We start from the raw sequence: 26,233 nt of genomic DNA, 5'->3' as shown, positions 1-26,233 counted from the left end.
TAACAAATGACTTTAAAAGATATTGTCGTTGGCTTCGGCACGACAGTCCGCAGTATCTGGCTGATTGGCCTGCACGCCTTCGCCAAACGTGAAACGCAGATGTACCCGGAAGAGCCGGTTTATCTGCCACCACGCTATCGCGGCCGCATCGTGTTAACCCGCGATCCGGATGGCGAAGAGCGTTGCGTAGCCTGTAACCTGTGCGCCGTTGCCTGTCCGGTCGGCTGTATTTCGCTGCAGAAAGCGGAAACCAAAGATGGTCGCTGGTACCCGGAGTTCTTCCGCATCAACTTCTCACGCTGCATCTTCTGCGGCATGTGTGAGGAAGCCTGTCCGACCACGGCGATTCAGCTGACGCCTGATTTCGAACTGGGTGAGTTCAAGCGTCAGGATCTGGTGTACGAGAAGGACGATCTGCTGATCTCGGGTCCGGGTAAATATCCGGAATACAACTTCTACCGCATGGCGGGTATGGCGATTGACGGTAAAGATAAAGGCGAAGCGGAAAATGAAGCTAAGCCTATCGACGTCAAAGGCTTATTACCTTAAGGAGCAAGGCATGGAATTTGCGTTTTATCTTTGCGGGCTGGTGGCGGTGCTGACGACGTTGCGCGTCATTACCCACACTAATCCGGTACATGCGTTGCTGTACCTGATCATTTCGCTGCTGTCGATTGCCGGCGTCTTCTTCTCTATGGGCGCCTATTTTGCCGGCGCGCTGGAGATCATCGTTTACGCCGGTGCGATTATGGTGCTGTTCGTCTTCGTGGTGATGATGCTGAACCTGGGCAAACAGACTGAGAAGCAGGAGCGCGAGTGGCTGAGTCCGTCACTGTGGATTGGGCCTGGCCTGGTCTCGCTGTTGCTGCTGGTAGTCATGGTCTACGCCATCCTGACCGCTAACGATCAGGGCATTGACGGCACCATTATCGACGCGAAAGCGGTCGGCATCAGCCTGTTTGGTCCTTACGTGCTGGCGGTTGAACTGGCGTCAATGCTGCTGCTGGCGGGTCTGGTAGTGGCGTTCCACGTCGGTCGTGAAGATCGTCAGGGTGAAGTTCTCAGCAACCGCGTTTCTGACGCCGCGCAAGCGAAAAAGGAGAATGCATGATCCCGTTACAACATGGATTGATACTTGCTGCCGTGCTATTTGTCCTTGGTCTGACCTCGCTGGTGATCCGCCGCAATCTGCTGTTTATGCTGATTGGCCTGGAGATCATGATTAACGCCGCCGCCTTAGCACTGGTGGTTGCGGGGAGCTACTGGGGGCAGGCCGATGGACAGGTGATGTATATCCTGGCGATCAGTCTGGCCGCCGCCGAAGCGAGTATTGGCCTGGCGCTGCTGCTCCAGCTCTATCGTCGTCGTCAGACGCTGAACATTGACACTGTGAGCGAGATGCGCGGATGAATCTTCTCTATTTAACAGTACTGTTTCCGCTGATCGGCTTCCTGCTGTTAGCGTTTTCCCGTGGTCGCTGGTCAGAAAATCTGTCGGCCGCTATTGGTATGGGATCGGTAGGACTGGCGGCGCTGACCACGGTGATGGTCGGCATCGACTTCTTCGCCAACGGCCAGCAGGCTTATACTCAGGCGCTCTGGACCTGGATGCATGTCGGCAATTTTGATATGAAAGTGAACCTGACGCTGGACGGCCTGTCGCTGACCATGCTGTCAGTGGTCACCGGCGTCGGTTTCTTCATCCACATGTTCGCCTCCTGGTACATGCGCGGTGAAGAGGGCTACTCGCGCTTCTTCGCCTACACCAACCTGTTTATCGCCAGCATGGTGGTTCTGGTACTGGCCGATAACCTGATGCTGATGTATCTCGGCTGGGAAGGGGTAGGGCTCTGCTCTTATCTGCTGATCGGCTTCTACTACAGCAATCCGGACAACGGCAAAGCGGCGATGAAAGCGTTCATCATCACCCGTGTCGGCGACGTGTTTCTGGCGTTCGCGCTGTTCATTCTCTACAACGAGCTGGGCACGCTGAACTTCCGCGAGATGATGGAACTGGCACCGGCGCACTTTGCCGCAGACAACCACATGCTGCAGTGGGCGACGCTGATGCTGTTGGGCGGCGCGGTCGGTAAATCGGCGCAGTTACCGCTGCAGACCTGGCTGGCAGATGCGATGGCCGGTCCGACGCCGGTCTCGGCACTGATCCACGCCGCGACCATGGTGACCGCCGGTGTCTACCTGATTGCCCGTAGTCACGGTCTGTTCCTGCTGACGCCGGAAGTGCTGCATCTGGTCGGCATTATCGGGGCGATTACCCTGGTGCTGGCTGGCTTTGCCGCGCTGGTGCAAACCGATATCAAACGCGTACTCGCTTACTCCACCATGAGCCAGATTGGCTACATGTTCCTGGCGCTGGGCGTCCAGGCGTGGGATGCGGCGATTTTCCACCTGATGACGCACGCCTTCTTTAAAGCGTTACTGTTCCTCTCCTCCGGTTCAGTGATCCTGGCCTGTCACCATGAGCAGAACATCTTTAAGATGGGCGGCCTGCGTAAGAGCATTCCGCTGGTTTATACCTGCTTCCTGGTGGGCGGCGCGGCGCTGGCGGCGCTGCCGCTGATTACCGCGGGCTTCTACAGTAAAGATGAGATCCTGTTTGGCGCACTGGCCAACGGTCACATCAACCTGATGGTTGCCGGTCTGGTGGGCGCTTTCCTGACCTCTATCTACACCTTCCGCATGATCTTCATCGTGTTCCATGGTGAAGAGAAAATTCATGCGCATGCCGGTAAAGGCATTACCCATCATCTGCCACTGATTGTGCTGCTGCTGCTTTCCACCTTCATCGGCGCGCTGATTACGCCGCCACTGGCTGGCGTACTGCCTGCCAATGAGTTTGGTGAAGCCGGTAAAGTGGGACTTGAAATCACCTCTGGCGTGGTCGCTGTGGTCGGCATTCTGATCGCTGCCGCGCTGTGGCTGGGCAAACGTGAGCTGGTAACGAAGATCGCTAACAGTGCGCCGGGCCGTTTCTTCGGTACCTGGTGGTTCGCTGCATGGGGCTTCGACTGGCTTTACGACAAAGTGTTCGTCAAACCTTACCTCGGTATTGCGTGGCTGCTGAAACGTGATCCACTGAATGCCCTGATGAACCTGCCCGCGCTGTTCTCACGTATCGCCAATAAAGGTCTGGTGGTCAGTGAAAACGGGTACCTGCGCTGGTACGTTGCGTCGATGAGTGTCGGTGCCGTGGTCGTGCTGGCTCTGCTGCTGGTGATTTAAAGATTGATGAGCGGGGCAGGTTAGCTAATCTGCCCATTGAGAATGTCAAAAATTGTCCTGAGCAAGGGCGTTATCGTCGCGGCCAGTTTGGTTACCGCCAGCGCACAGCAACCGGAGCATACTGAAGTATGTGAGGATTGCGAGCACTGCCGGGAGCCAAAATGGCAAGTAAGATAGCCCGAACTAAGACAAAGAAAAGGGAAGTGTGCCGTGTTATTACCTTGGCTAATTATCATACCCTTCGTCGGTGGTCTGATTTGCTGGTTGACCGAGCGCCTCGGCGCGAAGGTGCCACGCTGGATCGCACTGATCACCATGGGGCTGACGTTGGCGCTTTCGCTGCAACTCTGGTTGCAGGGAGGCTATTCACTGACGCAGGCAGCGGGCATTCCGCAGTGGCAGTCAAGTTTCTCCGTACCGTGGATCCCACGCTTCGGCATCAGCTTCCATGTCGCCATCGACGGTCTGTCGCTGCTGATGGTGGTACTGACCGGCCTGCTCGGCCTGATGGCGGTGCTCTGTTCCTGGAATGAGATTTCAAAGTATCAGGGCTTTTTCCACCTGAATCTGATGTGGATTCTGGGTGGCGTGATCGGGGTGTTCCTTGCCATCGACATGTTCCTGTTCTTCTTCTTCTGGGAAATGATGCTGGTGCCGATGTACTTCCTCATCGCGCTCTGGGGTCATAAAGCCTCTGACGGTAAAACCCGTATTACCGCCGCCACCAAATTCTTCATCTATACCCAGGCGTCAGGTCTGGTGATGCTGATTGCGATTCTGGGACTGGTTTTCGTCCACTACAACGCCACCGGCGTCTGGACCTTTAACTACGAGCAGCTGCTGAAAACGCCAATGTCGAGCGGTGTCGAGTATCTGCTGATGCTGGGCTTCTTTATCGCCTTCGCGGTGAAAATGCCGGTGGTTCCGTTGCACGGCTGGTTGCCTGATGCACACAGTCAGGCACCGACTGCAGGTTCGGTCGACCTGGCCGGTATTCTGCTGAAGACGGCGGCTTACGGTTTACTGCGCTTTAGCCTGCCGCTGTTCCCGAACGCCTCCGCCGAGTTCGCGCCGATTGCCATGTGGTTAGGCATCATCGGTATTTTCTACGGTGCCTGGATGGCGTTCTCGCAGACCGACATCAAACGTCTGATCGCCTACACCTCAATCTCGCACATGGGCTTTGTGCTGATTGCGATCTACACCGGCAGCCAGCTGGCGTTCCAGGGTGCGGTAGTGCAGATGATTGCGCACGGCCTGTCAGCCGCGGCACTGTTCATCCTGTGTGGTCAGCTGTACGAGCGTCTGCATACCCGTGACATGCGTCAGATGGGCGGCTTGTGGTCACGGATTAAATGGATCCCTGGCCTGTCGCTGTTCTTTGCCGTGGCTAACCTCGGGATGCCGGGCACCGGTAACTTCGTCGGCGAATTTATGATTCTGACCGGCAGCTTCCAGGTGGTGCCGGTGATTATCGTCATCGCCACCTTTGGCCTGGTGTTCGCCTCGGTCTACTCGCTGGTGATGATGCAGCGCGCTTACTATGGCGAAGCGAAATCGAAAGATCCGCTGCCGGGCATGTCGCCGCGTGAGTTTCTGACCATCGGGGTTCTGGTGGTGCTGCTGGTGCTGCTGGGCGTCTATCCACAGCCGATTCTGGATACTTCGCACGCTGCCATGAGCAATATTCAGCAGTGGTTTACCGCTTCAATTTCAACTACAAGGCCGTAATTCGCCATGACAATAACTCCTCAACAATTGATCGCGTTGCTGCCGCTGTTAATCGTCGGATTGACGGTGGTGGTTGTGATGCTGTCCATTGCCTGGCGACGCAACCACTTCGTTAACGCCACGCTAACGGTGGTGGGCCTGAACCTGGCGCTGCTGTCACTCTACTTTGTCGGCCAGGTCGGGGCGATGGATGTCACGCCGCTGCTGCGGGTTGATGGCTATTCCATTTTCTATACCGCGCTGGTGGTACTGGCGAGTCTGGCAACCTGCACCTTTGCTTATCCCTGGCTGACAGATTTCCCCGACAACAAAGATGAGTTCTATCTGCTGGTGCTGATTGCGGCACTCGGTGGCATCGTGCTGGCCAGCGCTAACCATCTGGCGGCGCTGTTCATCGGGATTGAGCTGCTGTCACTGCCGCTGTTTGGTCTGATTGGCTACGCTTTCCGCCAGAAACGTTCGCTGGAAGCGGCGCTGAAATACACCATCCTGTCGGCGGCGGCCTCGTCGTTCCTGCTGTTTGGTATTGCGCTGATTTACGCAGACTCCGGTAACCTGAGCTTCGTGACGCTTGGCAAGAGCCTGACCGACAGCATGATTCAGGAGCCGCTGTTACTGGTGGGTCTGGGCATGATGATCATCGGTCTCGGCTTCAAGCTTTCGCTGGTGCCGTTCCATCTCTGGACGCCGGATGTTTATCAGGGTGCGCCTGCGCCGGTTTCAACCTTCCTGGCAACCGCCAGCAAGATTGCTATCTTCGGCGTGATTATGCGTCTGTTCATGTACGCGCCGGTGACCGACAGTGAAGCGGTGCGGACGGTACTGGGCGTGATCGCGTTTGTCTCGATCCTGTTCGGTAACCTGATGGCGATTTCGCAGAGCAACATCAAGCGCCTGCTGGGTTACTCTTCTATCGCCCACCTCGGTTATCTGCTGGTGGCGTTGATTGCGGTGAAAGATCATCAGCTGTCGCTGGAAACGGCCGGGGTTTATCTGGCCGGTTACCTGTTCAGCAGCCTCGGCGCGTTTGGCGTGGTCAGCCTGATGTCCAGCCCGTATCGTGGTCCGGATGCCGATTCGCTCTACTCCTATCGTGGTCTGTTCTGGCATCGTCCGATCCTGTCAGCCGTGATGACGGTGATGATGCTGTCGCTGGCCGGTATCCCGATGACGCTCGGCTTTATCGGTAAATTCTACGTTATCGCCTCGGGCGTCAGCGCGCACCTGTGGTGGTTAACCGGTGCGGTGGTAGCGGGCAGTGCAATTGGCCTCTACTACTATCTGCGCGTCACGGTGAGCCTCTATCTTAGCCCGCCGGAACTGCATACCCGCGATACGCCTGCTAACTGGGCCTTTACCGCTGGCGGTGTAGTGGTGCTGATTTCAGCGATTCTGGTGCTGCTGTTAGGGGTCTACCCGCAGCCACTGATTACGCTGGTACAGATGGCCCAGCCGCTGATGTAAGTTCGACCCTTACCAGACAATCAGGCCTGCGGGCCTGATTTTTTTTGCCCGCAATTTGCCTGCGCGCGGCGGAGATTTGTTCCGCCACAGGCCGATCCGCTAAAGTAAGTAAGCTGACAAGGAGACCCTATGGACATAACCTGGCTGGATAAACATCATCGTGAACTAACCACTACCGAGCTGTATGCGCTGCTGGCACTGCGCTGCGCGGTGTTTGTGGTGGAACAGCAGTGCGCCTATCTGGATGTGGATGGCGACGATCTACAGGGTGACAACCGTCATCTGCTTGGAATGCACGACAACCAGCTGGTCGCCTATGCGCGGCTGCTGGCCCCGGCCGATGCGGCCAGTCCGGTAAAGATCGGCCGGGTAATCGTATCCGATAGCGTGCGCGGTGCGCGGCTGGGTAATCGTCTGATGGAGCAGGCAATCAATAGTTGTCAGCAGCACTGGCCGGGCCGCGATCTGTTTCTCTCCGCGCAGGCGCATCTGGAAAGTTTCTATGGGCAGCATGGCTTTGTCGCGGTGGGGGAGAACTACCTGGAAGATGGGATCCCTCACGTCGATATGCTGAAGAACGCGCCATAAAAAAGGCGAATAAATCTCAGTCTGGAATAGTGGCATAGCCAAATCAAGGTGAGTCTGGAAGCAATCGATAAGTTTAAGGCGAAGGGAGCAAGGTCAGAAGAGGAAAGCGTCCCGCGGCAGGGACAAAAACGCCGGGAGCGTTTTTGAACAACGCAAAGCGTTGGCCCGGCTAAGGGCGTACCTCAGGGATGAGGTGCGTAATCGCGCGGGCCGAGCAGTCATGGATGACAGCTTTTGCGTCTTTCCGATCTGACCGTGTTCCCTGAGCAGGTTCGATCTCACCGCTAATCGGTGCAGACTTTACCGGTATGAAAAGGCGAGGCCTGAGCCTCGCCTGTTTACATCAACCCACCGTCATCTGCCGGTCATCAACATATTTGCGCTGGTCCGGTGCGGGCGGGAAGTACTGATAAAGCCAGGTTTCACTCAGAGTTTCCTCCTTGCTGCGCAGGAACAGACGCATATCCACCGGCTGGGTAGAATCGCTGTTTGGATACCAGTCAAACAGAATACGGTAGCCTTTCAGCGGTTCCACGTAGAGGATCTCAACCTGCTTCACGCTGCCGGATGAAACGGTAATCACCGGTTCAATGCCTTTCGGCGCCGCAGCCTGCAGATCGCCACCAATAAAGTCGATGGCGAAGCGACGGCTCCAGGTTTCCGGGAAGTGTTCGCCAGGTGCCCAGCCTTCCGGGAAACCACCCATACCGGTGCGGGTAGCATCGACGCGCGCCAGACCGCTGCGAACTGGCGGCAGACCGCTCCAGTAGAGTTTGTAGGAGAAGTTCAGCTCGCTGCCTGCCTTCACGGGTTCAGCCGGCTGCCAGAAGCAGACGATGTTATCCAGCGTCTCACCGGTGGTCGGGATCTCCATCAGATTGATCGCGCCTTTACCCCATTTACCGACCGGCTCAACCCACAGGCTCGGGCGTTTGTCATACCAGCCAATCACGTCCTGATAATCTTTGAAGTCGTGATTAAGCTGCAACAGACCAAATCCGCGCGGGTTCTCGTCTTCATAAGCATTGAATTGCAGGCGCTGCGGATTATTCAGCGGACGGGCAATCCATTCGCCTTTTCCGGTCCACATTGCCAGGCGATCGGAGTCATGAATCTGAGGATGGTAGGTGTTGCACATGCGGCGTTCATTGGTGCCGCAGCTGAACATACTGGTCATTGGCGAGATACCAATCTGACGGATCTCTTTACGGGCAAACAGGTGGTTTTCCACTTCCATTACCACGCGTTTATCTTCGCAGTGGATGATGAACTTATAGGCACCGGTAATGCTGGCCCCATCGAGTAACGCGTAACAGGTAAAGGTGGTGTCTTCCGCTTTCGGCGTTTCAAACCAGAACGCGGTGAAATCCGGGAACTCTTCCTGACCGTTACTGAAGGTGTTGATGGCGACACCACGGGCGGATAAGCCGTACTGGAACGTTTCGTCAACGGCACGGAAGTAGCTGGCACCAAGGAAGGAGACGATATCACGGCGCGCCAGTTCCGGCTTTTTAAACGCCCGGAAACCGGCAAAGCCGAGATCGGTTTTGCCTTCCAGCTGTTTGGTATCAACGTGGGCATTGTTGTAGTTGAACAGCTCAGGACGGAAGTGGATCTCACGCGCCTGGCGGCTCTCGCCGTCGACTGAGAACATGCGGATACGGCGTTTAAAGCCCATCCCGACGTGGAAGAACTGAACGTCAAGTTCACGGTCGGGAATGTTGTTCCACAGTGAATGGTTAGCGTCATACTGAATTTCGTTATACGCCTGCGGGGTCAGTGTCGCCAGCGTCTGCGGCAACGCGCCTGGCGCGCCACTCCAGGGTTGCTTCGCCAGGGCGGCCGCGTTCTTCTTCAATACGTCGAAATCGAAGCGTACTGCGGTTCCGTCAGCAATGCCATCTTCTGCCCAGGCGGATTGCGCAAACAGCGTTGACAGGCCGGTCATGCCGCTGACGGCGGAGAAGGCCATTGACGCTTTCATAAACATTCTTCGATTCATGCCAGAGATCATTCCTTAGCTGTTCGAGTTTGTCGTGACTGTCGTGCGAAATGCACTTTTATGGCCCGATAATCACAGGCAACAGGAGGGTACGACAGTCGGGTGACGTGAAAATTCAGTCCGGAGAAAATTTATCAGATTAATCAAAGAAGCGAAGCGAAATTCGGTGTTTGCCGCGGCGTCTTACACTTCTTTGCGAAAGCACAGCTGTTATCCTGCTGGTCTGGATGGCGTTAGCAAATGAATTATCAGGTGATTCCTGGTGCGGTAAACCGGCAGAGCGCCAGATTGGGGCTATAGTTAATGGACTGCTTTGCAATTCACACGGAGGAAATGATGGTAAATCAGACTGATCAATTCGAAACCAACCTGGATGATGATATTACGCTGCTGACCGAAACGCTGGAAGAAGTGTTGAAGTCATCAGGTGATCCGGCGGATCAAAAATATATCGAGCTTAAAACCAAAGCGGAACAGGCGCTGCATGACGTTAAAGCCCGTGTCAGCCAGGCGTCCGACAGCTATTACTATCGTGCTAAACAAGCGGCCTACCGTGCCGATGATTACGTGCATGAGAAACCGTGGCAGGGCATCGGTATCGGCGCGACTGCCGGTCTGGTACTCGGCCTGCTGCTGGCGCGTCGCTGATTACCTCTGACGGCACCGTAACAGCATACTGATGATAAAAACGGCGGGCGATCCCCGCCGTTTTTGTTGCCGTTTCCGCCGTGCCTTGTCGACTCCCGCTATCAGCTATCTCCCCGCCGTGCCGCCAGCGTGCGACTCCCTCGCGGTCAGACCGTCAGCGCCGTTGGTGGTCAGCGGTCAGCGATGCTGATTGTGTTTCATCTGCGGACTTCCTACAGTAAAGCGACCGGCATAAGGAGAACCAACGTGATCAGAGTAGAGATGCTTTCAACCGGGGATGAGGTGCTGCACGGCCAAATCGTCGATACCAATGCGGCCTGGCTGGCCGATATTTTGTTCCAGCACGGTTTACCGATGACCAGCCGCACCACGGTTGGCGATGCCCTTGAATCGCTGGTGAGCACGCTACAGGCGCGCAGCCAGCAGGCGGATGTGCTGATTGTTAATGGTGGGCTGGGACCGACCAGTGACGATCTCAGCGCGCTGGCTGCGGCGCAGGCCTGCGGTGTTGAGCTGGAGTTGCAACAGGCGTGGCTGACGCAAATGGAAGCCTGGTTCGCCAGTCGCGGCCGGGTGATGGCGGCCAGCAACCGCAAACAGGCGGAGATCCCGGCCAATGCCGAGCTGATTGATAATCCGGTCGGCACCGCCTGCGGCTTCGCCCTGCAGTTGAACCGCTGCTGGATGTTCTTCACCCCTGGCGTGCCGTCTGAATTTAAAGTGATGGTTGAGCAGCAGATCATTCCGCGTCTGAAAGCCCGATTTTCCTCGCCCGAGCCGCCAATCTGTCTGCGCCTGACCACTTTTGGTCGTGGCGAAAGCGACCTCGCGGCGGAACTCGAACCGCTGAGCTTACCGGAGGGCGTGGTGATGGGTTACCGCTCCTCAATGCCGATCATCGAGATCAAACTGACCGGTCCGGCCAGTCAGCGGGTGGCGATGGAGCAGGTGTGGCAGCAGGTGCGGCTGCAGCTGGCGGAGTGCACCCTTTATGAAGGCACCGCGGGATTGCCGGCACTGCTGGCCCGCGAGCTACAGCAGCGTGATTATCAGCTGACGCTCAGTGAGCAGTACACCGCCGGCTTGCTTAACTGGCAGCTGGCCGCAGCCGGCGTGCCGCTGCGTGGCGCACAGATTCTGCCGCCGCAGCAGGAAACGCTGACGCAACAGGTGGCGCGAAGCCGTGAACTGGCGACGCAGCAACAGGCGACGCTGGCGCTCTCGGTTGGCGACCTGCAGCAGGAGGAGATTGCGGTGGCGTTGCATACGCCCGCAGGCAGCTGGGGCCAGCGCGTGAAGTTCAGTACCGGCCGGCATAATCTGGAGACGCGGCAAAAGGTGGTGGCGATGATGGCGATGAATATGTTGCGACGCTGGCTGCACGGCAGTGAAGTCACTACCGGTCACGGCTGGATTGATGTGATTGAAACGGTCAGGCAGTGATTTCAGTGAAAACAAAACGGGCACCTGAGGCGCCCGTTTTGTTTCAGAATGCTGACCAACTTAACCCAGGTGGCTGTAAGTCCGGGGAACGCCGCTTCAGTTATAACTCAAGCTCGATCTCGCCTTTGGCTTTGCAACAGCAGGGCAGGATCTCGTCCTGCTGAACAAACGCCAGCGGCCTCTGCGGGTAGTGCACTTCGCCTTTCAGCAAACGCATCCGGCAGGAGCCACAGTAGCCTTCCCGACACTGAAACTCCACGCACAGGTTGTTAGCTTCCAGCAGGGTCAGCAGATTAGGGTGATCGTCTGCGCTCTCCAGTCGGGCACCGGAGCTGCGCAAAATAACAACGGCACGGCTCATGATTACAGCTGGAAGTCGTCGAAGTCGTTCTCGCCCACTTCTGAATCGATCTGACCGACCAGATAGGAGCTGACTTCCACTTCCTGCGGCGCGACCTGCACGTTGTCAGAGACCAGCCATGAGTTGATCCATGGGATCGGGTTAGAGCGCGTCTGGAACGGCAGATCAAGCCCGACCGCCTGCATGCGGATATTGGTGATGTACTCAATGTACTGGCAGAGAATATCTTTGTTCAGGCCGATCATTGAACCGCCGCTGAACAGATATTCCGCCCACTCTTTTTCCTGCAGAGCGGCTTTCTTAAACAGTTCGAAGCACTCTTCACGGCACTCCGCCGCAATCTCTTTCATCTCCGGATCGTCTTCACCACTGCGCAGCAGGTTCAGCATGTGCTGAGTGCCGGTCAGGTGCAGCGCTTCGTCACGGGCGATCAGGCGGATGATTTTCGCATTGCCTTCCATCAGTTCGCGCTCAGCGAAGGCGAATGAACAGGCGAAGCTGACGTAGAAGCGGATCGCTTCCAGCGCATTAACGCTCATCAGGCAGATATAGAGCTGCTTCTTCAGGGCGCGCAGGCTGACGGTGACCGATTTGCCGTTGACCTGATGGGTGCCTTCGCCCAGCAGATGCCAGTAGTTGGTCATCTCAATCAGATCGTCGTAATAGCGTGAGATATCCTGGGCACGGGCCAGAATCTGCTCATTGGTGACGATATCGTCAAACACCACCGCCGGATCGTTAACGATGTTGCGGATGATGTGGGTGTAGGAGCGCGAGTGGATAGTCTCGGAAAATGCCCAGGTTTCGATCCAGGTTTCCAGTTCAGGAATGGAGATCAGCGGCAGCAGCGCCACGTTCGGGCTACGGCCCTGAATCGAGTCCAGCAGGGTCTGGTATTTCAGGTTGCTGATGAAGATGTGTTTTTCGTGGTCCGGCAGCGCCTGATAGTCGATGCGATCGCGTGAGACATCGACCTCTTCCGGACGCCAGAAGAAGGAGAGCTGCTTTTCGATCAGCTTTTCAAAGATGTCATATTTCTGCTGGTCGAAGCGCGCCACGTTTACCGACTGACCGAAAAACATCGGCTCTTTCAGCTGGTCATTTTTGTTCTGTGAGAAAGTGGAGTAAGCCATAAAAAATGTCCAAAAGTGAACGAAGCGAAGCCGCCCCGTGAAAGGAGTGGGGCGGGAGTTTCTCCCGCCCGCCCGTTAGATCTTACATGCGCCGCTTTCGCAGCCATCATCCTGGATAGAAGGTGCCAGATCGTCCTGCGCATCTTCAGCACCGTCACGGGTGTTCTGGTAGTAGAGCGTTTTCACGCCAAATTTGTAAGCGGTCAGCAGATCTTTCAGCAACTGTTTCATCGGCACTTTACCGTTGGCAAAGCGCGACGGATCGTAGTTGGTGTTAGACGAGATCGCCTGGTCGATAAACTTCTGCATCAGACCCACCAGTTGCAGGTAGCCGTCGTTGTTCGGCATTTCCCACAGCAGTTCGTACTGATCTTTCAGACGCTCATACTCCGGCACCACCTGACGCAGAATGCCATCTTTCGAGGCTTTAATGCTGATGTGACCGCGCGGCGGTTCAATGCCGTTGGTGGCATTGGAGATCTGCGACGAGGTCTCAGACGGCATCAGTGCAGAGAGCGTTGAGTTGCGCAGGCCGTGAGTTTTGATCTCTTCACGCAGGCTTTCCCAGTCCAGATGCAGCGGCTCGTTGCTGATGGTGTCGAGATCTTTCTTGTAGGTGTCGATTGGCAGGATGCCCTGCGAATAGGTGGTTTCGTTGAACCACGGGCAGGCACCTTGCTCTTTAGCCAGCGCGTTTGAGGCTTTCAGCAGGTAATACTGAATGGCTTCAAAGGTTTTATGGGTCAGGCCATTGGCGCTGCCATCGGAGTAACGCACACCGTGTTTCGCCAGGTAGTAAGCGAAGTTAATCACGCCGATACCCAGGGTACGACGGCCCATCGCGCCACGTTTGGCGGCCGGGATCGGGTAGTCCTGATAATCGAGCAGCGCATCAAGTGCACGTACTGCCAGGGTAGCCAGCTCTTCCAGATCGTCGAGGCTGTCAATCGCGCCAAGGTTGAACGCCGACAGCGTACACAGGGCGATTTCACCGTTTTCGTCGTTAACGTCTTCCAGCGGTTTGGTCGGCAGCGCGATCTCAAGGCACAGGTTAGACTGGCGAACCGGCGCAATGCTGGCGTCAAACGGGCTGTGGGTGTTGCAGTGATCGACGTTCTGAATGTAGATGCGGCCGGTAGAGGCACGCTCCTGCATCATCAGTGAGAACAGATCGACTGCTTTAACCCGCTGCTTGCGGATGCTCTGGTCCTGCTCATATTTGGTGTAGAGGCGTTCAAACTCATCCTGATCGGCGAAGAACGCATCATACAGGCCCGGCACATCAGACGGGCTGAACAGGGTGATATCTTCCCCTTTCAGCAGGCGCTGATACATCAGCTTGTTGAGCTGTACGCCGTAGTCCATGTGACGTACGCGGTTGCCTTCAACGCCACGGTTGTTTTTCAGCACCAGCAGGCTTTCGATTTCCAGATGCCACATCGGGTAGAACAGCGTTGCTGCGCCGCCACGAACGCCGCCCTGTGAGCAGGACTTGACCGCCGTCTGGAAGTGCTTATAGAACGGGATACAGCCGGTATGGAATGCTTCACCACCGCGGATTGGGCTGCCCAGCGCACGGATACGACCGGCATTAATGCCGATGCCGGCACGCTGAGAGACATATTTCACAATCGCGCTGGAGGTGGCGTTGATAGAGTCGAGGCTGTCGCCGCACTCAATCAGGACGCAGGAGCTGAACTGACGCGTTGGCGTCCGCACGCCGGACATGATAGGCGTCGGCAGCGAGATCTTGAAGGTTGAGATCGCATCATAGAAACGCTTGATGTAATCCATACGCGTGTCGCGCGGATAGCCCGAGAACAGGCAGGCGGCGACCAGAATATAGAGGAACTGCGCGCTCTCGTAGATTTCACCCGAGACGCGGTTCTGCACCAGATATTTGCCTTCCAGCTGCTTCACTGCGGCATACGAGAAGTTCATGTCACGCCAGTGGTCGAGGAACTCGTCCATCTGAGCAAATTCTTCTTCGCTGTAATCTTCCAGCAGGTGGCGGTCATATTTGCCCATGCCGACCATTTTAACCACCTGGTCATACAGCTTCGGCGGCTCAAACTGGCCGTAGGCTTTTTTGCGCAGATGGAAGATAGCCAGGCGTGCGGCGAGGTACTGATAATCCGGGGCTTCGCGAGAGATGAGGTCTGCTGCGGCCTTGATGATGGTCTCATGAATGTCAGATGTTCTGATGCCATCATAGAACTGAATGTGGGAGCGCAGCTCCACCTGCGATACCGAGACGTTGTTCAGCCCTTCGGCTGCCCAGTCCAGTACACGGTGAATTTTGTCGAGATCAATGCGCTCCTGGCGGCCATCGCGTTTAGTAACGAGCAGACTTTGGTTCATGTCGCGTTTTTACCTTTGCGTGAGTATCCAAAAATTAAAAGAAATCCCGGTTTATACACAGCATATTCATTGTGAATAATTTGTGGATAAACACAACATCTAGGGGGTGTTGGCAAAAGCCATAACAATATGGAGGCATATTTTAGTATTTTACTGCCGCTTAACAAGAGGAAAAAATGATGTCAGGAGGGGTTGTAATTTCTGCGATATTTCCTGGCCCGCGTCTTATAAGGCCCGCCATCATGTCAACCCGATCCTACTTTTTTTTCTTAATTTGATCGGACGCGTATTTCTTATTCAATCCTTTGCGCCAGGTCCTGGAAAGGGTGAAAAACCGCCAAAACCCGCTAGCGGTTGTGTGGCAGGAAATGCGGGAAAAGAGAAAATCTGAACCGCTCAGTATGTGCCCAGCCTAACCCGTTGGCAGACAACAGAATGATGCCGATCGGTTTCTGCAGCGCCAGTCTGGCCGGTTGGGTGTGGCTCATCCGACAAGCTTAGTGCCTGTCAACAGCCAGAGGCATGGCTGGCAGTTCAGCCCGATAAGCATAATAAAGGAGGAAGCAGAGGCCAGCGGGAGCCGGGCAGGCGCAGCGAGGAGCTGAGCCATCCGGCCAACAAGCGCAGCACGTCGCCCGCCGGATTGCCGGCGGGCAGGGCGCTTAAACGGCGCGGTGGGTATGCACCATATAATTGACGTCGGTGCCCGGTGCCAGCTTGAAGCGATTGGTCAGCGGGTTGTAGTGCAGGCCGATGATGTGACGTTCACGCAGCGCGGTTTCATCTACCCAGCCCAGCAGTTCAGATGGACGAATGAATTTTTTCACGTCATGGATCCCGCGCGGCACCATGCGCAGCACATATTCAGCGCCAAACACCGCCAGCAGCCAGGCTTTTGGATTGCGGTTCAGGGTAGAGAAAAAGACTTCGCCGCCAGGTTTCACCAGTTGCGCGCAGGCGTGAACCACCGAGCGCGGATCGGGCACGTGCTCCAGCATCTCCATGCAGGTCACCACATCGTAGTGGCCAGCATACTGTTCGGCGTGAGCTTCTACCGTCTGCTGGACATAGTCGAGCGTTACGCCGCTCTCCTGAGCATGCAGACGCGCTACGGCCAGCGGTTCAGCACCCATATCCAGCCCGGTGACGATAGCGCCTTCACGCGCCATGCTTTCGGCTAAGATGCCGCCGCCACAGCCGACGTCGAGCACTTTTTTACCAAACAGACCGTTACTGCGCTGGGCGATATAGCCCAGTCGCAGCGGGTTAATCCGGTGCAGCGGTTTAAATTCACCCTCCAGATCCCACCAGCGCGAGGCAACGGCCTCAAATTTGGCAATTTCCTGCGCATCGACGTTCTGCTGATGATTCTGCGGTTGTGCATTCATTGAATCGTAACTCCTGACAAAATGTGCCATCAGTATAAACGCTTAACCGGTTATGGCACACCTTTCAGGCGTAAGGAAAAGCAGCTGAAATCGGTGGTTAACGTTCACCAGAGCATTGCAGTGTGATATACTTTCGCACCTTTAAAATCCGGGATTAAGTAGAGGGATAGCGGCTCCATGAGCGACCTTGCGAGAGAAATTACACCGGTCAATATCGAAGAAGAGTTAAAGAATTCTTACCTCGATTACGCCATGTCGGTCATCGTTGGCCGAGCTTTACCCGATGTGCGTGACGGCCTGAAGCCGGTGCATCGTCGCGTACTCTTTGCGATGAGCGAACTGGGTAACGACTGGAACAAACCCTATAAAAAATCTGCCCGCGTCGTCGGTGACGTTATCGGTAAATATCACCCGCATGGTGATTCCGCCGTTTACGACACCATTGTACGTATGGCCCAGCCTTTCTCCCTGCGTTACATGCTGGTGGACGGTCAAGGCAACTTCGGCTCCATCGACGGCGACTCCGCTGCGGCGATGCGTTATACCGAAGTCCGCATGTCCAGAATCGCCCACGATCTGTTAGCTGACCTGGAAAAAGAGACCGTCGATTTTGTCCCTAACTACGACGGCACTGAGCAGATCCCTGAAGTTCTGCCGACCAAAATTCCAAACCTGCTGGTTAACGGTTCCTCCGGTATCGCCGTGGGTATGGCAACCAATATCCCGCCGCATAACCTGCGTGAAGTGATCAACGGCTGCCTGGCTTACATTGAAGATGAGAACATCAGCATTGAAGGGCTGATGGAGCATATTCCGGGACCTGATTTCCCGACCGCTGCCATCATCAATGGTCGTCGTGGCATTGAAGAAGCTTACCGTACCGGGCGCGGCAAAATTTATATCCGTGCACGTGGCGAAGTCGAAGCGGACGCCAAAACCGGCCGTGAGACCATCATCATTCATGAGCTGCCTTACCAGGTTAACAAGGCGCGTCTGATTGAGAAAATCGCCGAGCTGGTGAAAGAGAAGCGTGTCGAAGGCATCAGCGCGCTGCGTGATGAATCCGATAAAGACGGCATGCGCATCGTGATTGAGATCAAGCGTGATGCGGTCGGCGAAGTGGTGCTGAACAATCTCTATTCACTGACTCAGCTGCAGACCTCGTTCGGCATCAACATGGTGGCACTGCATCAGGGCCAGCCAAAGATTATGGCGCTGAAGGAGATTCTGGAAGCCTTTGTCCGCCATCGTCGTGAAGTGGTGACCCGCCGTACCATTTTCGAACTGCGTAAAGCCCGTGACCGTGCGCATATCCTTGAAGGTCTGGCGATTGCGCTGGCTAACATCGATCCGATCATTGAGCTGATTCGTCGTGCACCAAGCCCGGCGGAAGCGAAAGCGGGTCTGGTGGCACAGGCATGGGATCTGGGTAACGTTTCCGCGATGCTGGAGCGTGCCGGTGATGACGCCGCACGTCCGGAGTGGCTGGATGCGCAGTTCGGTATTCGTGACGGCCAGTACTATCTGACCGAGCAGCAGGCTCAGGCGATTCTGGATCTGCGTCTGCAGAAACTGACCGGCCTTGAGCATGAAAAACTGCTGGATGAGTATAAAGCGCTGCTGGATCAGATCGCTGAATTGCTGCATATCCTGTCAAGCGCCGAGCGTCTGATGGAAGTGATTCGCGAAGAGCTGGAACTGATGCGCGATCAGTTTGGTGATGAGCGTCGTACCGAGATCACCGCCAATACTGCCGACATCAATATCGAAGACCTGATCAATCAGGAAGATGTGGTCGTGACGCTGTCGCATCAGGGCTACGTGAAGTATCAGCCTCTGACCGATTACGAAGCGCAGCGTCGTGGTGGTAAAGGCAAGTCGGCCGCGCGTATCAAAGAAGAAGACTTCATTGATCGTCTGCTGGTTGCTAACACCCATGACACGATCCTCTGCTTCTCAAGCCGTGGCCGTCTCTACTGGATGAAGGTTTACCAGCTGCCGGAAGCGAGCCGTGGCGCACGTGGACGTCCGATCGTCAACCTGCTGCCGCTGGAAGCTAACGAACGCATTACCGCGATTCTGCCGGTACGCGAGTACACCGAAGGCTTCAACATCTTCATGGCGACCGCCAGCGGTACCGTGAAGAAGACCGCGCTGAAAGAGTTCAGCCGTCCGCGCAGTGCCGGTATTATCGCCGTCAATCTGCGTGACGACGACGAGCTGATCGGCGTGGCGCTGACCAACGGCAACGACGAAGCCATGCTGTTCTCGGCTGCCGGTAAAGTGGTGCGCTTCGCGGAAACCGCGGTCCGTGCGATGGGCCGTACCGCATCCGGTGTGCGCGGCATCAAGCTGGCCGAAGGCGATCGCGTGGTGTCGTTGATTGTGCCGCGTGAAGAGGGTGCAATCCTCACCGTGACGCAGAATGGTTACGGCAAACGTACTGCTAACAGCGAATACCCAACCAAGTCGCGTGCGACGCAGGGTGTTATCTCAATCAAGGTTACCGATCGTAACGGCCCAGTGATTGGTGCGGTGCAGGTTGTCGATGGCGATCAGATCATGATGATCACCGATGCCGGTACGCTGGTACGTACGCGCGTTTCAGAAGTCAGCGTCGTGGGTCGTAATACCCAGGGTGTGATTCTGATTCGTACGGCTGAAGATGAAAACGTGGTCGGGCTGCAACGGGTTGCTGAACCGGTTGAAGAAGAAGAGCTGGATTCAATCGACGGTAGCGTAGCTGAAGGCGAGGATGATATCGCGCCAGAAGCGGAGCTTGATGACGAAGAGATCGCGCCAGAAGCGGATATCGATGATGAAGATGACGCGGCGGCAGACGACGAAGAGTAATTCTTCGGGCGCTAGCTGAGTACGTTGTCGAAACGGCAGGTCAGGGGAAACCCGGCCTGCCGTTTTTTTTGGGTGATCGGACGAGGTTGTAAAGCATTAAGGGGCGCTGCGGTGAGTGGGGTGCGGCGAAAGGCCCGCACTGCCCGATCGCCAAGGAAACCCGCTTCCCTGCGGATCGGCCGCGCCTTCCGTGGCGCGGACGCTTTGCTTTTCGGGCAGAGCGGGCCTTTCCTGGTAGGCGATTGTGCGCTGGCGGCTGTGGTGTCTGCTGATTGTGGTGGGAAAGGTGACGGGTGGTGAAGTGGAAAGTGGAGCGGCGGTGAGAGGGGGGCGGCGAAAGGCCCGCACTGCCCGATCGCTAAAGAAACCCGCTTCCCTGCGGATCGGCCGCGTCTTCCGTGGCGCGGACGCTTTGCTCTTCGGACAGAGCGGGCCTTTCTTGGTAGAAGATTGTGCGCTGGCGGTTATGGTGGCTGCTGATTGTGATGGGTAGGGAGACGGGTAGAGCGGGCCTTTCCGGGTTGGCGGTTGTGCGCTGGCGCTTTAATGGCGGCAGTAATGGGGAATATCGGGTATTGCGGTCTGAAAACCGGGCTGGCTGTTTCAGGGATCGCCGCAAAGTGTGATGTTGCTCGCCGTCTTCGTGCCGGGTGCGGCTTCAGAAACGATAGCAACGCGCCGTTAAAAGATTCCCAAACCGGGTGCTAAGCCCGCGTCCGACTGGCTTTTTTTGCCCGATAAAGCTAGTGTATGGGCATTAAAAAATGACGATGCGACTAACCTTGCCAACTGCGAGTTCCACTTGAAATATCCTGTCTCTTTCCGCACCACGCTTCGCATCTCGCGCTATCTTTTTCGCGCGCTGGCGCTGCTAATCTGGACGCTGGGCGCCGTGCTGACCGCCTTTTACATCATCAGCGTGTTGCATGAAAAAGAGACCCAGGTCCGCCAGGAGTTCGCCAGCAATTACGGCTCAATCGAGTGGTATGTCCGGCATTCAGCCGACATGATGCGAGAGCTGAAATATATCACCGAGAACCGTCTGACCAATGCCAGCAGCGGGCTGGATGTGCTGACCGGCATGATGCCGGGCAAATCGACCCAGCCGCAGTTTACCCCGCTGTTTTCCGACGGAGACTGTACCTCGATGAGCAATACCTGGCGTAACTCGCTGGATTCGCTCAGTTACTACATTAATTACTGGAAAAGTAACTTCGCTTCGTCGTACGAGCTGAATCGGGTGTTCTTTATCGGCGGTGAAAATCAGTGCCTGGCCGACTTTACTATCGGCAGCAGCAATGCCGATCGCGAACGCAGTCTGAAATCCCTGCGCGAAAACGTGCTGCGTTACCGCAACAGCAATGAAGAAGAACGCCGTAATCCGATGTACTGGATTAACAGCACCACGCAGCCAGGCGTGGGCACCTTCTATATGGTGGTGCCGGTTTATGTCGCCAACAAATTGCAGGCGCTGCTGGGCGTTGAGCAAAATATCCGTCTGGATGAGTTTATTCAGCCCGGCAGCCTGCCGGTTATCGCCTCCATTACTGATGAAAATTACCGTCCGCTGATCAATTCACGCCGTGGCGGTCTCGGTTTTTCGCTGGATGATCTGCCTGACGATAAAACCTGGTTTGGCTACCTCAACGGCTATCGTCAACTGGTCCTGAAAAAACCGCTGCCGCCGTCCGATCTCAACATCGTCTGGTCGATTCCCACTGACGTGGTGGTCGATCAGTTAAAACTGATGATGATTAATGCGCTGCTGCTGAATATCTTCAGTGCCGTCATGCTGTTTACGCTCGCCTGGCTGTTTGAGCGGCGGATGTTTCTGCCCGCCGAAGAGAATGCGCACCGGCTGGAAGAGCATGAGCAATTTAACCGCAAGATTGTCGCCTCAGCACCGGTCGGTATCTGTATTTTACGCACCAGCGACGGCACCAATATCCTGAGTAATGAACTGGCGCACAACTATCTGACGCTGCTGACCCAGGAAGATCGTCAGCGGCTGAACGAAATCATTGGCGGTCAGCAGGTGAATTTTGTCGATGTGCTGACCGGCAGTAACACCAACCTGCAAATCAGCTTTGTTCACTCACGCTATCGCAATGAGAATGTGGCGATTTGCGTGCTGGTGGATGTCTCGGCGCGCGTCCGAATGGAACAGTCGCTGCAGGAGATGGCGCACGCCGCCGAGCAGGCCAGCCAGTCGAAATCGATGTTCCTCGCCACCGTCAGTCACGAACTGCGTACGCCGCTGTATGGCATTATCGGTAACCTCGACCTGTTGCAGACCAAGCAGTTGCCAAGCGGCATTGATTCGCTGGTAACCGCGATGAATAACTCCTCCAGCCTGCTGCTGAAAATCATCAGCGATATTCTCGACTTCTCTAAAATTGAGTCGGAACAGCTGAAGATTGAGCCACGCCCGTTTGCCCCGCGTGAAATTGTTACCCATATCGTCGGCAACTATCTGTCGCTGGTGGTGAAAAAAAGGCTGACGCTCTACTGCTTCATCGAACATGACGTGCCGCAGGTGCTGGATGGCGATCCGTTGCGTCTGCAGCAGGTGATCTCGAATCTGCTGAACAACGCAATCAAGTTCACCCATACCGGCTGCATCATCCTGCATGCCTACGTTGCCGAGGGTTATCTGGCGTTCCGCGTTCGTGATACCGGCGTCGGCATTCCGGCCAAAGAGCTGCCGCGGCTGTTTGATCCGTTCTTCCAGGTGGGCAACGGCGTGCAGCGTAATTTCCAGGGTACCGGACTGGGGCTGGCGATTTGTGAAAAGCTGATCAACATGATGGACGGCGATATTGAGGTCGACTCTGAGCCGGGCATGGGCAGTCAGTTCATCGTGCGTATCCCGATCTACAAAGGACAGCAGCCTGCGCTGCCGTTGCTGGAAGGAATGCAGGATAAGAAAATCTGGCTGGCGATGTGCAACGAATACCTGGCGGAATTTATTGCGCGCCAGTTACGTCAGCAGGGCATTCAGGTGGCTGAGTACCACGGCAAGCCCGGTCCGGACGATGTGGTGATGACCGACCACGAACTGGATATTGACTTGCCGCTGCGGGCGCTGGTGACCTTTGACGGATCGCATGTCGATATGCCGCGTGAACGCCAGCCGGGACGCTGGATCCATTCTACCGCCACGCTGCACGAAGTACCGACGCTGCTGGCGCGCATCTATCGCATCGCGCTGGATAGCGACGCGGCAGACGCGCTGCTGCTGGCCGGACCGGTGGAAGAGAAAGTGCATAACGATGACATCATGGTACTGATTGTGGACGATCACCCAATCAACCGCATGCTGCTGTCAGAACAGCTCGGTACGCTGGGGTATCAGGTCAAAACGGCGCAGGATGGCGTCGATGCGCTCAACGTTCTGAGCCGCAATGAGATTGATATCGTGCTGACCGACGTCAATATGCCGAACATGGATGGTTACCGACTGACGCAGCGGCTTCGTCAGTTGGGACATCTGTTCCCGGTGGTTGGCGTTACCGCGAATGCGCTGGCTGAAGAGAAGCAGCGTTGTATGGATGCAGGCATGGATAACTGTCTGTCGAAGCCGGTGACGCTGGATGTGCTGAAGGTAACGCTGGCGATCTATGCGGAGCGGGTACGTAAAACGCGGGCAGGATAGAGCAGAGGGCAGAAGTAAAGGCGGTGCCGCTGGCACCGCCTCGTGATACTAGTCTTTTTCGACCTGAGTCTGGCTGACAGACGACAGGTAGTTCAGCAGCGCGATATCGTTATCCACGCCCAGTTTCATCATGGCTGATTTCTTCTGGCTACTGATGGTCTTAATACTGCGGTTCAGTTTCTTGGCAATTTCGGTAACCAGGAAGCCTTCAGCGAACAGACGCAGCACTTCGCTCTCTTTCGGTGACAGGCGTTTGTCGCCGTAACCGCCAGCGCTGATCTTCTCCAGCAGTTTCGCTACGCTTTCCGGCGTATACTTTTTGCCTTTCTGCAACGCGGCCAGCGCTTTCGGCAGGTCGGTTGGCGCGCCTTGCTTCAGTACAATCCCTTCAATATCGAGATCCAGTACCGAACTCAGAATTGCCGGGTTATTGTTCATGGTCAGAACGATAATCGACAGATCCGGATAGTGACGTTTAATATATTTAATCAGCGTGATGCCATCGCCATACTTCTCACCGGGCATAGAGAGATCGGTGATCAGGACATTCGCATCCAGCTTAGACAGATTGTTGATCAGTGCTGTTGAGTCTTCGAACTCACCTACAACGTTAACCCATTCAATTTGTTCCAGAGATTTTCGGATACCGAAAAGAACAATTGGATGGTCATCGGCAATAATTACGTTTAAGTTATTCATCTTATTGGTTACCTTGCTGCAGCAGTTGATTGACGTAAGCGTCAATATCACTGGTGGTATTTGTAATGTTTGAATCGTCACACGCTTTAATGTGGTGTTCTAACTCTTCACAAAGCTGTTTGCCGGGAGTCAGATTAAGCATGGCAAACACGCCCTTAAGGCGATGCGCTGTCTGAGCAAGCGAGGCGTAGTCCTTTTCCGCCGACTCAGTATACAGTCTCTTTACATCAACCGGTACTGTCTCAGTAAACAGCTGGAAATAGCCGCCGCTCATCAATGGCGTGGCCGCTTCTTCTTCAGCGTCATCTTCCATCACATCGTGTGACAGTTGCTTCTCAATCAGCGCCAGCAATGCATCGAGCAGCGCATTACTGAGATTGAAATTAACCCGATACTGCTGGTCATTCAGCGCGTGATGACCGGGTTCATCCCCGGCCAGCAGCAGTGACCAGCCGCTCAGTTTGGTGGGATCATCGGTTATCAGCACATCGTGATCCTGACCGGAAATACGCTCGTCTGGTGTCAGACAACGCGCACCCCAGTTTTCCAGATGGCGGCAGACGATCTTGTGCACGTCTTCCACAGCGATCTCCACCAGTGCGGTGACGCCATCAAGAATTTTTTCCTCTTCCTCTTCAGTTTTCTGTTCCAGCACCAGCGGCAACTGCATGTTGTAGCGGGTGCCGATATCGGCTTTTGCCACGATATCCAGGCTGCCGCCCATCTGCTTGCACAGCTGTTTACACAGGAAGAACGCCATACCTGACGCCTGACCATAGCGATCCTGGCTGGTATCACCGAGGAATGGGAAGTCGACATTCGCCAGTTCATCGACCGTCAGGCCGGCACCGGTATCGACCAGTTCAATCATCAGCCGGTCGGCCTGCTTATCGGCCGCTTTGACCTCCAGCGTGATTTTGCCCCAGCGCGTGGTGGTCAGCGCATAGTGCATCAGGGTAATCAATACTTTACGCAGTGCCCGGCGATCGCCAAACCGCATCTCGTCGTTCGCCAGATGGTTATTCACCACCAGCGACAGCCCTTTACGGCGCATCAGTGGCAGGCTTTCCAGCGCAATCTCATCCAGCAGTTCCTGCAGGCTGAACACCGTCGCATCCGGTGACCAGTCGTGCGCCTCCAGTCGGTTAAGCAGCACAATATCGTCAACCAGTCGCGCCAGACCCTGGCTCTCATCCAGCACGTCCAGCACCGTTTCATCGCTGTCACGCTGGCTGAGCTGCACCAGCTGGGCCACGATTTTCTCCAGCGGCTGATTCAGGGCATGGCCAAGGTTATGCAGCAGCTGCTGACGCATCTGGTGATTACGATCCAGTACCTGCTGCGCTTTTTGCAGCTTCTTGTTGACCAGCAGCTCACGATCCTGGTCGCGCATCATAAACAGCTGAGTATGTGGCGACAACACGCTGCGGGCGTGGCGGATCTCATACACTTCGTTATTGATGGTCGCCTGCAGCACGCCCTGATGCTGGTCGGACATATTAATGATCTTCTGCAAATTAAGGTGTGGCAGAAGGTGTTCTGCGATCTTATTACTCAGCAGGGTACGGTTACTGGCAAAGTCGTAGACCAGCAGGCCGACCGGCAGGCTGGCCACAATCTCTTCATTCAGAACCCGCAACGAGTCCAGTTCAGCGCTCTGGTTCTCGCTGGGACGCAGTGACTGCTGGCGCAGCAGCACCATGCCGGCCAGCGACAGCAGGAAAAGCAGCAGATTGATCAGCAGTGGCCACAGCAGGTTATGCAGGGTATCGATAATCAGCCGGCTAATCGGTACCCGATAGACCAGCTGCAGCGAGGTGCTCGGCAGCGTCGCGGCGATTTCCACATTCGGATTCACCAGCGAAATCTGGGTATCTTCCGTCTCCTGCTGATCCGTGGTGGTGGTACTCACCGAGCTGTCCTGCAGCAGCTGGAAGTTTTCCAGTGGCATGTTTTGTGGGATCAGATCGTTGACCGGCAGATCAAAGGCCACCACCGTCGCCAGATGGCCGGGCTGATTAAAGGTGGTACGCAGGGTAAAGTAGTGATCGTTTTGAAAGGCGAGATGGCGCAGCGCCGAGAAACTTTCGCGTTCATCCAGCGCATTAGCCTGCTGCAGCATCTCCGCACGACGGGCATCCACCATGGAACTGATGGCGCTCTCTTTATAGCGGGTCGCCATATCTTTCAGCGGCAGGGTAGAGATCATGATCAGGCTGTTATCCTGACCATTCAGAAAGTACATCGACCAGGTCGGATTTTCGGCGCCCCACAGCGTGTCGAGATAGTTCGACATCCGCATGGTCATGTCCAGCGTGCTGCTGTCATGCGATCCAAAAATTAACGCCTCGGTTTTGCGGCGGGTTTTTTCCAGATAATAGACGTCAGGACGCAGTCGCGTCTCTTGCAGATTGGCGCTGGGTGCGGCACCCGCGGCGCTGGTTGAAAGGTTTTCATAAATCTGCCAGGTGGCAAAACGATAGGCGTCGATGCGTTTCTGCACGTCGCGCGCCAGATCGGTCATGGCGTAACGTTTGCTGGTCAGCCAGGCATTGACCGAGTTATGCACCATAAAGCCCAGCGCCAGCAGCAGCACCAGATTGAAAACCACAAAGAAGCGGGTGACATTGCCGGATGTCAGGGGAAACTTATAAGGCAACATAGC

General features: G+C 55.7%; 18 protein-coding genes. 11 read left to right on the top strand and 7 right to left on the bottom strand.

Features of this window, described 5'->3' with window-relative positions; all coding sequences use genetic code 11:
* Positions 1 to 6 precede the first annotated feature (6 nt).
* The 7 genes from nuoI (at position 7) to FHW04_RS18415 (ending at position 7,025) form a co-directional block, all read left to right on the top strand.
* On the top strand, positions 7 to 549 hold the full coding sequence (gene nuoI / locus FHW04_RS18445; RefSeq protein WP_031376232.1) for an NADH-quinone oxidoreductase subunit NuoI: 543 nt from the start codon (positions 7 to 9) through the stop codon (positions 547 to 549).
* Between the two features lie 10 nt (positions 550 to 559).
* Positions 560 to 1,111 carry an NADH-quinone oxidoreductase subunit J gene (gene nuoJ, locus FHW04_RS18440; RefSeq protein ID WP_031376231.1) on the top strand — a complete coding sequence of 184 codons (552 nt, stop codon included), beginning with the start codon at positions 560 to 562 and terminating at the stop codon, positions 1,109 to 1,111.
* Positions 1,108 to 1,410 carry an NADH-quinone oxidoreductase subunit NuoK gene (gene nuoK, locus FHW04_RS18435; RefSeq protein ID WP_003854236.1) on the top strand — a complete coding sequence of 101 codons (303 nt, stop codon included), beginning with the start codon at positions 1,108 to 1,110 and terminating at the stop codon, positions 1,408 to 1,410. Before nuoJ ends, nuoK begins: the two co-directional genes overlap by 4 nt.
* The gene (nuoL, locus tag FHW04_RS18430) at positions 1,407 to 3,242 is read left to right on the top strand and encodes an NADH-quinone oxidoreductase subunit L (protein WP_089561980.1); all 1,836 of its coding nucleotides are present in this window, start codon (positions 1,407 to 1,409) and stop codon (positions 3,240 to 3,242) included. Before nuoK ends, nuoL begins: the two co-directional genes overlap by 4 nt.
* Before the next feature lie 210 nt (positions 3,243 to 3,452).
* Entirely contained in the window at positions 3,453 to 4,973 is a 1,521-nt protein-coding gene (gene nuoM / locus FHW04_RS18425) for an NADH-quinone oxidoreductase subunit M (RefSeq protein WP_031376229.1), read from the top strand.
* A gap of 6 nt (positions 4,974 to 4,979) precedes the next feature.
* On the top strand, positions 4,980 to 6,437 hold the full coding sequence (gene nuoN / locus FHW04_RS18420; RefSeq protein WP_031376228.1) for an NADH-quinone oxidoreductase subunit NuoN: 1,458 nt from the start codon (positions 4,980 to 4,982) through the stop codon (positions 6,435 to 6,437).
* 129 nt (positions 6,438 to 6,566) lie between these two features.
* Positions 6,567 to 7,025, top strand: coding sequence for a GNAT family N-acetyltransferase (locus FHW04_RS18415; RefSeq protein WP_069728988.1), 459 nt, complete (start codon positions 6,567 to 6,569; stop codon positions 7,023 to 7,025).
* A gap of 343 nt (positions 7,026 to 7,368) precedes the next feature.
* Here the strand turns inward: FHW04_RS18415 and FHW04_RS18410 are convergent, their stop codons facing one another.
* Positions 7,369 to 9,027 (bottom strand): glucan biosynthesis protein D, encoded by a 1,659-nt coding sequence (locus FHW04_RS18410; RefSeq protein WP_069728987.1) that lies wholly within the window; start codon positions 9,025 to 9,027, stop codon positions 7,369 to 7,371.
* 336 nt (positions 9,028 to 9,363) lie between these two features.
* Here FHW04_RS18410 and elaB point away from each other — a divergent pair, with 336 nt between their 5' ends.
* Positions 9,364 to 9,675, top strand: coding sequence for a stress response protein ElaB (gene elaB / locus FHW04_RS18405; RefSeq protein ID WP_031376225.1), 312 nt, complete (start codon positions 9,364 to 9,366; stop codon positions 9,673 to 9,675).
* Between the two features lie 246 nt (positions 9,676 to 9,921).
* Positions 9,922 to 11,118 (top strand): nicotinamide mononucleotide deamidase-related protein YfaY, encoded by a 1,197-nt coding sequence (locus FHW04_RS18400; RefSeq protein WP_089561981.1) that lies wholly within the window; start codon positions 9,922 to 9,924, stop codon positions 11,116 to 11,118.
* Between the two features lie 100 nt (positions 11,119 to 11,218).
* On the opposite strand, the gene yfaE is transcribed toward FHW04_RS18400, so the two are convergent.
* The 4 genes from yfaE to ubiG all read right to left on the bottom strand — a co-directional run bounded on the left by yfaE (position 11,219) and on the right by ubiG (position 16,361).
* A complete protein-coding gene (gene yfaE / locus FHW04_RS18395) occupies positions 11,219 to 11,479 on the bottom strand; it encodes a class I ribonucleotide reductase maintenance protein YfaE (protein WP_031376223.1) in 261 nt (86 codons plus the stop codon).
* Between the two features lie 2 nt (positions 11,480 to 11,481).
* A complete protein-coding gene (gene nrdB / locus FHW04_RS18390; protein ID WP_031376222.1) occupies positions 11,482 to 12,612 on the bottom strand; it encodes a class Ia ribonucleoside-diphosphate reductase subunit beta in 1,131 nt (376 codons plus the stop codon).
* Between the two features lie 75 nt (positions 12,613 to 12,687).
* The gene (gene nrdA, locus FHW04_RS18385; RefSeq protein WP_069728985.1) at positions 12,688 to 14,973 is read right to left on the bottom strand and encodes a class 1a ribonucleoside-diphosphate reductase subunit alpha; all 2,286 of its coding nucleotides are present in this window, start codon (positions 14,971 to 14,973) and stop codon (positions 12,688 to 12,690) included.
* Positions 14,974 to 15,635: 662 nt separating this feature from the next.
* Entirely contained in the window at positions 15,636 to 16,361 is a 726-nt protein-coding gene (gene ubiG / locus FHW04_RS18380; protein WP_089561982.1) for a bifunctional 2-polyprenyl-6-hydroxyphenol methylase/3-demethylubiquinol 3-O-methyltransferase UbiG, read from the bottom strand.
* A gap of 177 nt (positions 16,362 to 16,538) precedes the next feature.
* Here ubiG and gyrA point away from each other — a divergent pair, with 177 nt between their 5' ends.
* Positions 16,539 to 19,214: a DNA topoisomerase (ATP-hydrolyzing) subunit A gene (gene gyrA / locus FHW04_RS18375; protein WP_031376220.1), complete on the top strand. Its 2,676-nt coding sequence runs from the start codon at positions 16,539 to 16,541 to the stop codon at positions 19,212 to 19,214.
* Between the two features lie 802 nt (positions 19,215 to 20,016).
* Complete coding sequence (gene rcsC, locus FHW04_RS18370; protein ID WP_031376603.1) at positions 20,017 to 22,869, top strand: two-component system sensor histidine kinase RcsC; 2,853 nt, start codon at positions 20,017 to 20,019, stop codon at positions 22,867 to 22,869.
* A gap of 48 nt (positions 22,870 to 22,917) precedes the next feature.
* Here rcsC and rcsB read toward each other — a convergent pair whose 3' ends face one another.
* Both rcsB and rcsD read right to left on the bottom strand, forming a co-directional pair.
* Entirely contained in the window at positions 22,918 to 23,568 is a 651-nt protein-coding gene (rcsB, locus tag FHW04_RS18365) for a response regulator transcription factor RcsB (RefSeq protein WP_031376602.1), read from the bottom strand.
* 1 nt (position 23,569) lies between these two features.
* Positions 23,570 to 26,227 (bottom strand): phosphotransferase RcsD, encoded by a 2,658-nt coding sequence (gene rcsD, locus FHW04_RS18360; protein WP_089561994.1) that lies wholly within the window; start codon positions 26,225 to 26,227, stop codon positions 23,570 to 23,572.
* Positions 26,228 to 26,233: the final 6 nt, after the last annotated feature.

The sequence above is a fragment of the Pantoea sp. AN62 genome, assembly GCF_050432985.1.
GTDB classification, from domain to species: domain Bacteria; phylum Pseudomonadota; class Gammaproteobacteria; order Enterobacterales; family Enterobacteriaceae; genus Pantoea; species Pantoea brenneri.
Note: the sequence above shows the minus strand (reverse complement) of the source record. Positions and strands in the feature narration are given on the sequence as shown.

Excerpts from the sequence above, each read along its gene's own strand:
- yfaE (WP_031376223.1), bottom strand. The coding sequence starts at position 11,479 with ATGAGCCGTGCCGTTGTTATTTTGCGCAGCTCCGGTGCCCGACTGGAG.
- nuoL (WP_089561980.1), top strand. The coding sequence starts at position 1,407 with ATGAATCTTCTCTATTTAACAGTACTGTTTCCGCTGATCGGCTTCCTG.
- ubiG (WP_089561982.1), bottom strand. The coding sequence starts at position 16,361 with ATGAATGCACAACCGCAGAATCATCAGCAGAACGTCGATGCGCAGGAA.
- FHW04_RS18410 (WP_069728987.1), bottom strand. The coding sequence starts at position 9,027 with ATGAATCGAAGAATGTTTATGAAAGCGTCAATGGCCTTCTCCGCCGTC.
- nuoK (WP_003854236.1), top strand. The coding sequence starts at position 1,108 with ATGATCCCGTTACAACATGGATTGATACTTGCTGCCGTGCTATTTGTC.
- elaB (WP_031376225.1), top strand. The coding sequence starts at position 9,364 with ATGGTAAATCAGACTGATCAATTCGAAACCAACCTGGATGATGATATT.
- gyrA (WP_031376220.1), top strand. The coding sequence starts at position 16,539 with ATGAGCGACCTTGCGAGAGAAATTACACCGGTCAATATCGAAGAAGAG.
- nuoI (WP_031376232.1), top strand. The coding sequence starts at position 7 with ATGACTTTAAAAGATATTGTCGTTGGCTTCGGCACGACAGTCCGCAGT.
- nuoJ (WP_031376231.1), top strand. The coding sequence starts at position 560 with ATGGAATTTGCGTTTTATCTTTGCGGGCTGGTGGCGGTGCTGACGACG.
- nuoN (WP_031376228.1), top strand. The coding sequence starts at position 4,980 with ATGACAATAACTCCTCAACAATTGATCGCGTTGCTGCCGCTGTTAATC.
- nrdA (WP_069728985.1), bottom strand. The coding sequence starts at position 14,973 with ATGAACCAAAGTCTGCTCGTTACTAAACGCGATGGCCGCCAGGAGCGC.
- FHW04_RS18415 (WP_069728988.1), top strand. The coding sequence starts at position 6,567 with ATGGACATAACCTGGCTGGATAAACATCATCGTGAACTAACCACTACC.
- rcsB (WP_031376602.1), bottom strand. The coding sequence starts at position 23,568 with ATGAATAACTTAAACGTAATTATTGCCGATGACCATCCAATTGTTCTT.
- nrdB (WP_031376222.1), bottom strand. The coding sequence starts at position 12,612 with ATGGCTTACTCCACTTTCTCACAGAACAAAAATGACCAGCTGAAAGAG.